Origin of the sequence: Pseudomonas sp. NFPP24 (assembly GCF_900112095.1) — a bacterium.
Taxonomy (GTDB): Bacteria; Pseudomonadota; Gammaproteobacteria; order Pseudomonadales; family Pseudomonadaceae; genus Aquipseudomonas; species Aquipseudomonas extremorientalis.
Genome location: NZ_FOKD01000007.1, coordinates 414906 through 429743 on the forward strand (window position 1 = coordinate 414906; position 14838 = coordinate 429743).

The window sequence follows — 14838 nt, forward strand, 5'->3', positions numbered from 1 at the left end:
GCAGTCGGCCCACCCAAGGCCGGCAATACCCACTCTCTTGGAGTCGGTAGTGGTACAAAGTTGTACATTTAATTGACGCCACTATATCGCCATCTTAAGATCGCCGCTCATTGATGGCACTACGCCATATAGAGGGATCTAGAAATGTGGCGTTTGGTACGCCGGACCAGGCTCGGCCTGCTGTCCGCTTGTTTTTGCCTGGGCTTCGCCGGGATGGCCCAAGGCGCGACCCCACAGAGCACCCCGGGCGTCACTGATCTGATCCGTGATCGCCAGGATCGTCTGCTTCAAGAGCAACAACGCCGCCTCGACGAACTCAAGGACCTGCCTGGTAAAGCCGTCGCTCCTGCCAAACCGACGGCGCCTGCTGACACCCGCTGCTTCGCCATCAAGGCCATCGAACTCACCGGTGCCGACGCGCTGTCTGAACGCGAACGCAACGCGCTGATCCAGCCCTACATCGGGCAATGCCTGGGCGTACCGCAACTCAATGAGGTGCTCAAGGTCATCACCGACCACTACCTGGCCAAAGGACTGGTCACCAGCCGTGCCTACCTGCCGCAACAAGACCTCTCCAGCGGCGTGCTCAAGATCCAGGTAGTCGAAGGCAGGCTCGAAGGATTGAAGGGCGAGCAGGGCAGCGGCATCACCGACCGGCAACTCGCGATGAGTTTTCCAGGCAAAAAGGGTGAATTGCTCAACCTGCGTGAAATCGAGCAGATGGTGGATCAACTGAATCGTCTGCCCTCGAACCAGGCCCAGATGGAGTTGGCTCCTGGCAAAGAAGTAGGCGGCAGCGAAGTGCTGGTCAAAAACACCCCGCAGAAACCCTGGCGCGTCGGCCTGTCGCGTCACAACGGCGGCCAGCGCGCCACTGGCGAGCAGCAGTGGGGCGCCAGCCTGGATTGGGATAACCCTCTCGGTCTGGCTGACCAACTCTCCGTGCGCGGCGGCCACGATGCCGTCAGCGACCACCAGAAGACCTCGCGCAACTCGATGCTCAACTACAACCTGCCGTTTGGCTGGTGGAACCTCAATTACAGCTACAGCGAGACTGAATACCGCTCCCTGGCCCAGGCCAGCGGCTTCAACTTCAAGCAGTCCGGTGACAGCCAGAGCCACCAGTTGCACTTGGAGCGGGTCGTCCACCGCGACGCCCTGAGCAAGACTTCTTTGAGCACCGGCGTGGCCTACCTGCGCACCAACAACTTCATCGAAGACAGCAAGCTCGCCCTGAGCAGCAACCGCCTCAGCGAAGCCCAGTTTGGCATCAACCACGGCCGGCGCATCGGCGGTTCATTCCTCAACATCGACCTGGGCATGCAGGACGGCATTGGCGCTTTCGACGCCCAGGCCAACCACAACCCACGCCCCGGCCAGGCCGATGCGCGCTACCGCAAATACACCGCGACAGTGAGCTACCTGTACCCGTTCAAGTTGTGGGGCGAGTCATTCAGCTTCAGCAGCCTGATGACCGGCCAACGCAGCGAAGACGTGCTGTTCAGCCCGCAACGCATGAGCCTGGGTGGGCAGTCCTCGATTCGCGGCTACAAGGATCAAAGCCTGTCCGGCGACAGCGGCGGCTACTGGCGCAACGATTTGCGCTGGAGCCGCCCGGTGACCTGGGCCTGGATGCAGCCGGTGTTCAGCGAATACGGCACCAGCCTCGGCTACGACCAGGGCGTGATCCGCCACGGTCGCTACAACGCCGAACAGCATGGGCGCATGACCAGCAATTCCCTGGAACTGTTTGCACGCGGCAAGAACGTCGCGGCCACGGTGACCTTTGCACACTCTTTGGAACGACCGGGGCCGATCACTGAACGTGAAGCGCCGATCTACTTCCGTATGGATTTCTTCCTTTAATTTTTTACCGCCCTTTGGGCATCGGGACATGACATGGACGTTTGCCAGTTCGCCTTTCTTGCGCGCCAACCTTCTGCTGCCTTGAAAAGCCGTTCTACCTTCCTGGGCTTGCCCAAGCGCGGGTTGGCGTTGGTACTGGCGAACGCCATGTTCTGGCAGCCCCTGCTGGCTCAGGCGGACGGCATTGCCGTGAGCGGACCGGGTACGAGCCTTGGGCAGGCGGGTAACGGCGTTCCGATCGTCAACATCGCTGCGCCCAACGCTAACGGGCTATCGCACAACCAATTCCACGACTACAACGTCGGCGCCAACGGGGTCATTCTCAATAACGCGACCAGCCGGACCCAGTCCACCCAACTGGGTGGCATCATCGTGGGTAACCCAAACTTCAATGGCAGCGCCGCCAGTGTCATCCTCAACGAGGTGAATGGCGGCAGCCCCAGCCAATTGCGTGGCTACACCGAAGTGGCGGGGCAGTCGGCCCATGTGATTGTGGCCAACCCCTATGGCATCAGTTGCAACGGTTGCGGCTTTATCAACACCCCTCAAGCCACCCTCACCACGGGCAAGGCGGTCATTGAAAACGGCCAGATCAGCCGCTACCAAGTGGATCAGGGCAACGTCGCCATCGAAGGCACCGGCCTGAACGCCAGTAACGTCGATCAGTTCGAAATCATCACCCGCGCCACCACCATAAATGCGCAGATCCAGGCTAAAAAGCTCACCATCGTGGCGGGGCGCAACGATGTGGACGCGCTCACGTTGAATGCGACGGCGCGTGCGGCGGACGGCAGCAAGGCACCGGACCTGGCGATTGACTCGTCGGCGCTGGGCGGCATGTATGTGGGTGCGGTCAAGTTGGTGGGGACCGAGGCCGGCGTAGGGGTGAAACTATCCGGGGACATGGTCGCCGGTGGTGATATCCAGATTGATGCAGCGGGCAATGTGGTCATGGGCCAGACCTCGGCCGGTACGGCAGTGGCGGTCAAAGCAACCAGCGTAGAGGCCAAGGGCGCCGTGTATGCCGGTACTGCCTTGTCGGTGACCACCCAAGGCGCACTGACCAATCAGCAAACCCTGGCGGCCAGGGACAGCATCACACTGGACGCTGCTGGGCGGTTGACCAACAACGGGATCATCGAAGCGGGCGTCAACGCGGATAACAGCCGCAATGCCCAAGGCGATGTGCGCTTAAAAGCAAATGGCATCGACAACAGCGGCAAAACGGTGATCGCCAGCCGTGACTTGACCATCAACACGGGCAACCTGGCCAACCAGGGTGGCACCTTGAGCGCTCAACGCGATGCGCAACTGAACGCGTCGACTCTGGACAACCAGAACCAGGGCCGCATCCTCAGCGCGGGCAACCTGGGAATCGACGCCAATCAACTGCTCAACAGCCAAGGCGGATTGGTCACCAGCACGGGCAACTTGACGGCGGGCATCGGGCAACTGATCAACCGCAGTGGCGAGCTGTCGAGCCAGGCTCAAGTCGTGCTGCAATTGGCAGCGCTGGACAATGTGGCGGGCCTGGTGTCGGCAGGTCAATCGTTGAGCCTCAACGCATCAGGTCTGGTCAATAACCAGAGCGGTCGAATTGCAGCGCGTCAGTCAGTGCAGGTCAATACCGGCGCTCTAGACAACAGTCAAAAGGGCGCGCTCAACAGCCAAGACTCTCTGACGTTGAATCTCAACCAAGGGCACTGGGATAACCGTAACGGTCTGATCAACGCCAGCGGTCAATTGACCCTTAACAACCTCAAGACCGTCGATAACCGTCAAGGCGAAATCTCCAGCACGCAGTCATTCCTCCTGGCCGCCAATAGCCTCGACAACGGCTCGGGTAAAGTGCTCAGCGACCAAGACTTGACCCTGCGTATCGCCGGAGCGATGAACACTGCTTTGGGCCTGGTTTCGGCGTCGAACCTCGACATCAACGCCGCGAGCCTGAACAACCAGGGCGGCAAGCTCGGCGCACGTAATCATCTAACGACGAACATCACAGGTCTGCTGGATAACCGAACCGGCGAGCTTCTGGCAACCGACCTTGCGTCCACCACCGGTGAACTGAACAACGAGCGCGGCCGCCTGCAAGGTGATCGCGCCCTGGTGCTCAACAGCGGCGCGGTGTCCAACCAGCGCGGGACATTGGCGGCAGGTGCAACCGCTACCCTCAATGCATCCCGCCTGGACAACAGCGCAGGCACGTTCACCAGCGACGGCGCGTTGGTCGCGGCGATCACCGGGCAATTGCTCAACCAGACCGGTCTGTTTGCCGCCAAAGGTGATGCACGCCTCAACCTGGGTCGCCTTGATAACCAACAAGGCACGCTTGTCGCCCATAACCTCACTGTGCAATCGAGCGGCCCGCTGAATAACCAGCGTGGCACCTTGCGCGGTGATGTCGCGTTCAACTTGAGCGCTGGCCAGGTGGATAACAGCGAGGGCGGCCGCATCAGTGCGGGCCAAATGCTGAATGCTGGCGTCGGTGGTCTGGATCAGCACAACGATGGCCGATTCTTCGGCCAGGGGGATGTGCGCCTCGATCTCAATAACGGTCATTTGATCAACCAGGGTGGCACGATCAACGCCCCAGGCCAATTACTGCTGAGCAACCTCGCCAGCGTCGATAACCAGGGCGGCGAAATTTCCAGCACCCAGGCGTTCACCCTGGCCGCGGACACCCTGAATAACCACCACGGCAAGCTCCTCAGCGAGCAGGGTTTGACCGTGCGCATCGCCCACGCACTCGATAACACGCAAGGCTTGATCTCGGCTAAAACCCTGGACGTGCGCGCCGCCAGCCTGACTAACCAAGGTGGCACGCTCAGCGCCGGCGATGGCTTGATCGCGCAGATCGACGGCGCACTGGATAACCGCAGTGGCAAGCTGTTGGCGCGCACGCTGTCGCTCAACAGTGCGTCGCTGGATAACCGCGAGGGCCTGCTGCAAGGCGACGCGATGCTCTCGCTCAACAGCGTGGGCCTGATCGACAATCGCCAGGGCACGCTGTTCGCCGGGCAGGCGATGGACATCAACGCGACGCGCTTGGACAACAGTGGCGGGAAGCTGACCAGCGACGGTCGCCTTACCGCGTTGATCAGTGCGTATCTGCTGAACCAGGCCGGTCTGTTCAGCGCAACCGGCCCATTACAGGTGAGCACGGCAAGCCTGGACAATAGCGCCAAAGGCAATATCCACAGCCAGGCGGGTGTAGCCCTGGACCTGAACCACGGCCATCTGAACAACCAAGGCGGTTTGATTCATGCGCCGGGTGCGCTGCTACTGAGCAACTTAAGCAGTGTTGATAACCAGGGCGGGGAAATTTCCAGTGCCCAGGCCCTGGTGTTTACCGCAGGCAGCCTCGACAACCGGGGCGGCAAGTTGCTCAGCGAGCAAGGGCTTGTGGTGCGCGTTGCCAACGCGTTGGATAACACCAAAGGCTTGGTCGCCGCCACGGGGTTAGACCTGCACGCAAACAGCCTGGTTAACGCCGAAGGCCAGCTCAAAGTCCGCGATGATCTGACGCTGTCCGTCGACACGGCCCTTGACAATCGCCACGGTGAAATCGTCGGTGCTACCACCACCTTGAGCAGTATGAGCCTGGATAACAGCCAGGGGCTGTTGCAAGGGGATCGGTTACTTAACGTCACCACCCGTGGTATCGCGATCAACCGTGGCGGCCGTTTTGTCAGCGGTGAGCAGGCGGACCTGGCGATGGGTCAATTCGATAACCGTGGCGGCAGCGTAACGGCAGCCGGGCCGATGCAGGTAAGCGGCACGCAGCTGGATAACCGCGAGGGTGGCTTGCTCAATGCACGCCAGTCGCTGGTGATGAAGGTTGATAACCTGAACAACCAAGGCGGCGAAGTTTCCAGCCTCTCCGACCTGTCATTTAACGGCAGGCAGTTCGACAACAGCCACAAAGGTCGCCTTCTGGCGAACGGCGCACTGAGTCTGGAACTCGACCAACTGAACAACCAGCAAGGCACCGTGCGCAGTGACAAGCGCCTAACCCTGCAAACCGCCACACTGAACAACGACGGCGGTCGCCTCAGCAGCGGCGCGGCTTTGAGTCTGAGCACCAACGGCGTTCTGAGCAACCGCAGCGGCGAACTGCTTAGCGCAATGGCGTTGACCGTGAGCAGCGCCAGCATCGACAACAGCGGCGGCAAAATGATCGGTGACGGCGCGGTGCGCATCACGACCGGCGCGTTGAATAACCAGAGCGGCGGGCGCCTGACCAGTGCCGATCTCCTGGACCTGACGGCAGGGCAGGTGGATAACCGTTTTGACGGCCATATCGCCAGTAACAAGGCACTGACCGCCAGCCTCACCGGCCTGGATCAGCGCAACGGTGGCCAGCTCTACAGCACCCGCGATTTAAGCCTGGACATGAACCTCGGCGTTCTCAACAACGCCGGTGGCCTGATCCACGCGCCAGGGCAATTGCTGTTGAAAAACCTCGCCTCCGTCGCCAACCAGCACGGCGAAATTTCCAGCGAGCGTAGCTTCGTCCTGGCCGCGCAAAGTCTGGATAACAGCGACGGCCATGTGCTCAGCGATCAGGCGCTGACCCTCACAGTCGACCAAGCGCTGGTCAACCTCAAGGGCGTCATTGCTGCGGCAGGCCTGACTGCTCAAGCAGAACGATTGGATAACACCAGCGGCGTATTCAGCAGTTCCAAAGACCTCGCGTTAACGTTGGGGGCCGACCTGCTTAACGACGACGGCGAAGTTTCCAGCAGCGGCGCCACAGTGGTCAACGCGATGACCCTGAACAACCGCAACGACGGTCATGTGATGGGCGACATCAGCCTCGACCTGACCACCACCGGCGCGCTGTCCAACCAAGGCGGCACCTTGGGTGCCGGCCAGCGTTTGAACGTGACCGCGGCCAGCCTGGATAACAGCCAGTCCGGCAGCCTGGCGACCGATGGCAGCCTGACGCTGAAGGTCGATGGCCTGCTTGATAACCAAGCCAAAGGTGCTGTGCTCGCCAAAGGCGTGATGGACATCCAGGCTGGGAGTGTGGACAACCGCACCGGTCGCCTGTCCGGACAGAACCTGCTGACCCTGCGCAGCAATAGCTTGGACAACCGTGGCGGAGCGGTGCGCGCCAATCAGGGCCTGAACCTGCATGTCGGCCAAGTCGACAACCGCGAAGGCGTGCTAAACAGCAAGCAGGCGCTGGTGCTTGCCGGCCAGTCCTTGAACAACCAGAACGGCCTGACCAGCGCGATTGGCCCGGTACGCCTGACCCTCGATACCGTCGAAAACGCCAAGGGACGCATTGCCAGCCAGGATGATCTGGACGCCACGGTTGGCGTGCTGAATCAGCAGGGCGGTCAGTGGGTCGCCCAGGGCAATCTGAGCCTCAACGCTGACACCTTGGATAACCGAGATGGCGGCCTGCTCGCCGCGACAAAAGTGCTGAAACTCAAGGTCGGCAGTACCGACAACCGCAGCGGGGAAATCTCCAGCCAGCAGAGCATCGACTTCAGCGGCACGCGTCTGAATAACAGCGGCGGCAAGTTGTTGGCCGGTACTGGGCTGGAATTGGTCATGGCCGAGGTGATCAATCAGGCCAAAGGCTTGATCTTTGCCCAGGACGCTCGGCTTACCGGCACTGCTCTAGATAACACCGATGGCACTGTTGGCGCTCAGCGTGCTTTGGCACTTCAACTGAAGGCAGGCCTGGACAACACCGGCGGCAAGCTCACCAGCGAAGGCTCCATGGAGCTGGCAGGCCAGCGCATCGACAACACCCGCGGCAAGATATCCAGCGCAGGACCGCTGACCCTTGCGAGCGCAGCGGCGCTAATCAACCAAGGTGGCACCGTCGAAAGCGGCCAAAACCTCACACTGACCAGTGCCAGCCTGGAGAACACCAACGGCCTGCTCAAAAGCCAAGGCCTGGCGACGGTCAACACCGGACTGTTCACCAACGGCGTCGAAGGCCGCGTGATCAGCGCCGACAAGCTCGACCTCAGCGCCACCCAGCTCAACAACAGCGGGCATATCGGCAGCGTCGGCGCCATGAATGCCAGCCTTACCGGCCTGACGCAGCTGGGCGGCGCCGAACTGGTCAGCACCACGCAACTCAACCTTGACCTGCACAATGGCGAACTGGTCAACGCAGGGGTGATCAACGCACCCCTGCTGACACTCGACAACCTCGCCACTGTCAACAACCAGCACGGCGAAATCTCCAGCCAAAACGCCTTCACCTTGGTCGCAAAAAACCTCGATAACAGCAATGGCAAACTGATCAGCAACCAGGCACTGACCCTGCGTGTGGAGCAACTGCTGGCCAACCTCAAAGGCCATATCAACGCCGCCAGCCTTGATGCCCGCAGCACTCGCCTGGACAACACCGAAGGCCTGCTCAGTGGCCGTGGCGATGTCGCCCTCAGCGCCAGCGAATGGTTCGATAACCAACGTGGCAGCGTGATCGCCGACGGTGCCTTGTTGCTGACCAGCGCAGCGCTGGACAACCGCAATGGCGAGATCGCGGGCAAGGCGCTTGCGATGATCAACGCGAGCAAACTCGACAACCAGAACGGCAAGCTGATCAGCACCGACGCCCTCAACCTGCGCGGCGCAAATCTCGATAACCGCAACGGTCTGGTAGGCGCCACAAAAGCGCTGAAACTCGACGTGGCGACTGTCGATAACCGCAGCGGCGAATTGACCGGCAACGCCGACGTCAGCGTCACCGGCCAACAACTCAACAACAGCGACAAGGGCGTGGTGTTCGCAGGCGGTACGTTGAACCTTGCCGTTGATCAACTCATCAACCGCACCCTCGGCGAACTCAACGGCCAACGCTTGATCCTGACTGGCACATCGCTGGATAACAACGGCGGCAAGCTGCTCAGCCAGGAATCGCTGAAGCTGGATCTCGCAGGTGATTTCGACAACAGCCAAGGTGTGCTTAGCAGTGAAGATGCGTTGGCCGTCAAGGCCCGTAGCCTGAACAACAGCAAAGGCAGCCTGTCCAGCGCCAAGGGCTTGAGCGTCTCCGTCACCGACAGCCTCAACAACAGCGAAGGCAAACTGGTTACCGACGGCGGCCTGACCCTGCAAAGCGCCAATCTGGGTAACCAGCAAGGCATCATCAGCGGCAAAGGCCCGGTCACGGTTAGCACCGGAGAGCTGAACAACCAAAACGGCCGCCTCAACAGCGGCGATACCCTGGCCCTGACCACCGCACAGTTGAACAACGGCGGCAGCATCGGCAGCGCCAAGGCGCTAACCGTCAGCGTCACCGGTTTGGATCAGCAGGGCGGCAAGCTGTTCAGCAACGCGGGTTTGAGTCTCGACCTGAACAACGCTCAACTGAACAACCAAGGCGGATTGATCAACGCTATTGGCCCACTGACGCTCAACCACCTCAGTAGCGTCAATAATCAGGGCGGTGAAATCTCCAGCGCCCAAGCCTTCACCTTGGCCGCGCAAAGCCTGGATAACAGCAACGGCAAGCTGCTGAGTAACCAGGGCCTGACCCTGCGCGTCAATCAAACCCTGGCTAACCTGAAAGGCCTGATCGGCGCCGCCAGCCTCGACGCTCACGCAGGTTCCGTCGACAACCGTGGCGGCACGCTCAATAGCCGCAGCGACTTGCAACTGACCAGCGATGGCCTGCTGAGCAACCAGGACCAAGGCTTGATCAGTGCCAAGCAATCCTTGAACCTCAACGCTGCCAGCCTCAACACGGGCAATGGCGGTGAAGTCTCGGCCAAAGGCGCGTTGACCGCGAACCTCAACGCTCTGGCACTGGCGGGCGGCCGCGTGGTGGGCGAGCAGGGGATGACCCTGGACCTCAACAACAGCGACTTGGACAACCGCAACGGCCTGCTGCTGACTAACGGCCCGCTGACCCTGAAAAACCTGCGTGACCTGAATAACCAAGGCGGCGAAATCTCCAGCCAGCAAAGCTTCGCTCTGACGGCGCGCAGCCTGGACAACAGCGCCGGCAAGCTGATCAGCAGCCAAGTGCTGACTGTCAACGCGGCCACGATGAACAACACCGCAAGAGGCCTGCTGTCCGGCTGGCAAGGTCTGAACGTCAGGGGTGACAACCTCGACAACCGTGACAACGGCACGCTCTCCAGCCGCAGCGGTGCAATTGACGTGCGCCTGAGTGGCGCGCTGCAGAACAACAACGAAGGCGCGCTGGTTAGCCAAGGCCGTTTGGGCGTCAGTGCCGCCAGTCTGGATAACAGTGGCAAAGGCGTGCTGTCCAGTGGCGACGGGCAAACGCTCACCGTGGCCGGTGCGTTGACCAACGTCGATGGCGGTTTGATCGAAAGCGGCAACACGCTGGATCTGCAGGCGGCAACGCTGATCAACCAAGGCACGATCAACGCCCAACAAGCGATGACTGTCGTCGGCACCGACCTGAACAACAACGGCGGCACGTTGGCCACCAACGGCCGCCTGACCCTCAACCTGCTCGGCACCCTCAACAACAGCGGCGGCAGCATTGCCAGTTCCGGCCCCTTGTTGCTGCAACGGGCGATGCAGGTCAACAACGACGCCAAGGGTAAAATCATCAGCCAAAGTCTGTTGACGTTGTTCAGCGGTGGCCTGAACAACAGCGGCAGCGGCACCCTCGCTGGTAAAGACCGCGTAGCGATCACCAGCAGCGGTATCGTGCAGAACAACAGCGACGGTCTGATCTACAGCCAGGACGCCGATGTGCAGTTGACCGCGGTGGGATTGAACAACGCCAAAGGCAAGGTGCAGGGTCAAACCGGCCTGGGCCTGAACATCAGCGGCGACCTCAATAACCAAGGCGGCACGCTCCAGGCCCATAGCCTGAACCTGAATGCCAACCGCCTCGACAACCAGAGCGGCTTCATCGCTGCGCAGACCGGCGATGCAGTGGTCAACGCCAACTACTTCGCCAATGCCAATGGCGGGGCGTATGCCACCGGCTTGATGCGAGTCAGTGGTGTGCAACTGGACAACAGCGCCGGGCAGATTGCAGGTCGTGCGGTTGAGCTGAACGCCGGTAGCGCACTGATCAACCGCAGCGGTGTGATTGAAAGCGACAATACCTTGAGCGTGACGGGCGGCAGCGTCGACAACCAAGGCGGGCAACTGCGCGCGCTGGGCCGCAGCGGCAAAACCAACTTCCAGCTCGGCGGTGCATTCGATAACCGTAATGGTCGACTGGAAACCTCCAACGCTGACCTGACCCTGAATGCCGGCGGCTTCCTGAACCAGGGCGGGAGCCTGTTGCACGGCGGCACCGGCACTTTTGATATCGCCACCGCCAACCTGATCAATGCCGGCGGCAACCTGGTGACCCGTGGCGGCCTGACCCTGGCCGCAGACAGCTGGACCAACAGCAGCGTGATCCAGGCCGGACGCTTGACGGTCAACGTCAATACCCTGAACCAGACCGCCAGCGGCCAGTTACTCGCCTCCGACAGCCTGACGGGCAACGGCGGCAACTGGAACAACGACGGCCTGATCGCCAGTGACGGCACGGCCAATCTGACGCTGGCCGGTAGCTACGGCGGTAACGGGCGCTATAGCAGCCTGGGCAACCTGGGCTTGAGCGCTGCGCAGATAACCGTGAATGAAACCGCCAGCGTGGCTGGCAGTGGCACTTCCCAACTGACCACAGGGGGCCAACTGCTCAACCGTGGGCGTTTGACCTCCAGCGGCGACTTGCGCATCAACGCTGGCAGCATTGTGAACACCGGCACGTTGGGGGCTTCGCAAAACCTGGTGCTGACGGCCCAAAGCCTGCTCAACGATCACGCTGCAAGCGGTGTCGGCGCACGCGGATTCCTGTTCAGCGGCCAGGACTCGACCTTCAACCTGGGCAGCCTGACCAACAACTATTCGGACATCTACAGCCTGGGCAACCTCACGGTAGCGGGTGTAGCCGGTGGAACCCAGGCGCAGAGCGTGCGTAACGTTTCCGCCAGCATCGAGAGCATGGGCGACCTCCGAATCGCGGCCAACGACGTGATCAACGAGCGCGAGAAATTCAAGCTCAACCAGCAGTTGACGTCCGTGGGCGTGGGCATTCGGTGCACCCAGCATTGCAGCGGTGGTTGGAGTGACCGACGCCCTGCGGTGACCTTGAGCCGTACCGTGTCGAGTGTGCTTGAGATCGACTCGCCTTCGGCCACCCTTAGCGCCGGGCGCAACATGGTGGTTACCGGGCAGAACTTCACCAACCGCTACAGCGTGGTGTCGGCCGCCAATGACCTATCGATTACTGGCGAAAACATCCTCAACCAGGCAGCTACCGGTGGTTCCGGTTCTCAGAGCCAGGAATACGGCGGTATTACCAAAATCTCCAAGGGCCAGTACAACCAGATGGTCGCCGCGGTGCAGGCCTATAACCGCGCGCACCCGCAGGGCTCGCCAGTGGATGAGGCGGCGTTTGCGGACTTGATGGCGCGGTTCAGTCCGTCGCTGTTTCCCGGTATCAACCAGCCCATCGCCGTACAAGGCGGCACCCAAGTCGTGGCCCCGGCGATTATTCAGGCCGGTGGCAATGCTGCGCTCACCGCCAGTAAAAGCATCAACAACATCAACGTGATCAAGACCGCGCAGGCGGTGGGTGGGCGTTCGCTGGACACCGGCGTAGGCGCCAATAAAACCCAGGTGGTTGTGCTCAATGCACAGTTGCCACCCGACCTTGCCCAACAGCAGGTCAACCCCCTGACCCTGCCGGGCTTCGGTTTGCCCAGCGGGCAGAACGGATTGTTCCGTTTAAGTGGCCAAAGCGGCACGACGGGGCAGGCGGGCACTGTTAATCAGAATTGGACGCTGGGCAGCGCCAGCCTCGATCCGAGCCAGCGTCAGCAAGCGCTGCCATCCACCCATGGCCGCGTGATTCAAGTCGGCGAAGCGGCGCAAGTCGCCACCAGCACGCGTCAGGTCGCCGTGGCTGCCCGTGAAGCGGGTTTGCTTAATGCGGTCGCCAGTGCCATCGATACCGGCGGTGTAGGCAGCGCCGATGTGCAAATCCGGCTGCCGGGACGCACCAACGGTGCCGACATCACCCGCGTTGACGGCATTGACGCGCGCAATCCCGCGGGTGTTTCCCAGCCTGCGGTCGATGGTTCGCGGCCGGGCATCGGCCTGCCTGCCGTCACGCCAGGCGATAGGGTTGTGCATACGTCGTCAGACGGGGCTCTCCCTGATCTGAGTGTGCCGGGCTTGTCGACCAATGCGCGCAGTACCGACGTTGCGGCGATCGCTGCGTCGGAGACCCAACTGCCCGGCCTTACCCCGGCTGTCCAGGACGTACTCGCTGGCGGTCACATACAACCACCCGTCGTCAACCAGCCCACGGCATTGGCCGGCCAAACCATCAGCCGCGTCCAGGGCCTGCCGGACAGCCGTGCCGTCTCGCAGCCGCACAAATACCTGATCGAAACCAACCCGGTACTCACCGACCTCAAGCAATTCATGAGCTCGGACTACCTGCTGCAAGGCCTGGGCTACAACCCAGACACAAGCTGGAAGCGCCTGGGCGATGGCCTGTACGAACAGCGTCTGGTTCAGCAGGCCGTGCAAGCGCGCACCGGGCAACGCTTTATCGATGGCCAGGCCACCGATGAAAAACTGTTCAAGTACTTGATGGACAACGCCATCAGCAGCAAGCAGCAACTGAACCTGTCGATGGGCGTCAGCCTCACCTCACAACAGGTCGCGGCGCTGACGCATGACATCGTGTGGCTGGAAGAGCACGAAGTGAACGGTGAAAAAGTCCTGGTGCCGGTACTGTACCTGGCCCAGGCCAATAACCGTCTTGCCCCCACCGGAGCCTTGATCGCCGGTAACGACCTGAACCTGATTGCCGGTGAAAACCTGGTCAACGCCGGCACCCTGCGCGCCACCAACAACCTGTCGGCCAAAGCCGCCAATGATGTGACCAACAGCGGGCTGATCGAAGCAGGCAACCGCCTGGACCTGCTGGCGGGCAACAACATCGTCAACAAAGCCGGCGGCATCATCAAAGGGCGCGATGTGACGCTGACCGCCATCAATGGCGATGTGATCAACGAGCGCAGCGTGACCGGTTGGGATGACAAAGGGGCGGGGTATTCGCAGCATCGCGATTATGTGGACAGCGCTGCGCGGGTTGAGGCGGCGAATGATCTGGACATCGGCGCCGGGCGAGACTTTGCCAGTGTCGGTGGTGCTCTGCAAAGCGGTCGCGACACGACCATTGTCGCTGGGCGCGATGCCAGCTTAGTCGCCGCCGAAGAACGCAATGCGATGGATATGGGCAAGCGCCTGCAATCCAGCAGCGCCACACAACACGGCTCCGATGTGGATGCCGGGCGCGATGTGAATGTCAAGGCGGGACGAGACATCGCAGCGATCGCCAGTCAGATCGATGCCAAGCGCGACATCAACATGCGTGCTGGCGGTGATTTGATTCTGGCTTCGGCTGCAGATGAGGAACATTCCTCCCGCAAAAGCAAAAAGGAGAAACGTCAGGAAGATCATGTCAGTCAGGTTTCGACCGCGCTGAGTGCGGGTGGGGATGTATCGCTGGGTGCGGGTAAGGATCTGGCGATGATTGCCAGCCGGATCACTGCGGGGGACGAGGCATACCTGGTTGCTGGCGGTAAATTGGCGCTGCTGTCGGCAGAAGACAGCGATTATTCGCTGTATGACATGAAGAAGAAGGGGAGTTGGGGCACCAAGAAAACCCAGCGTGATGAGGTGACTAAAGTCACCAACATCGGTAGTGAAATTAAAACCGGTGGCGATCTTACGATTCAGAGCCAGGGTGATCAGAAGTACCAGGCTGCCAAGTTGCAAAGTGGCAATGACCTGACCATTGCCAGTGGCGGTAGTGTGACGTTTGAAGGTGTTAAGGACCTTCATCAGGAAAGCCACGAGAAGTCCAATAACAATGCTTTTTGGGTGTCATCCAAAGGCAAAGGCAATACCGACGAAACCGTGCGTCAAACGCAAATGGCT

The 14838-nt window shown here is 61.0% G+C and carries 2 protein-coding genes; both read left to right on the forward strand.

From position 1 onward, the window contains the following. Positions 1-144 precede the first annotated feature (144 nt). Positions 145-1866 (forward strand): ShlB/FhaC/HecB family hemolysin secretion/activation protein, encoded by a 1722-nt coding sequence (locus tag BM026_RS17905; protein WP_093529606.1) that lies wholly within the window; start codon positions 145-147, stop codon positions 1864-1866. A 33-nt stretch (positions 1867-1899) separates the two neighbouring features. After that, on the forward strand, positions 1900-14838 hold a 12939-nt coding region (locus tag BM026_RS17910), incomplete at its 3' end, for a two-partner secretion domain-containing protein (RefSeq protein WP_093529608.1).

Bases quoted from the DNA above. Each gene is read 5' to 3' on its own strand.
- BM026_RS17905 (WP_093529606.1), top strand. From the start codon at position 145: ATGTGGCGTTTGGTACGCCGGACCAGGCTCGGCCTGCTGTCCGCTTGT.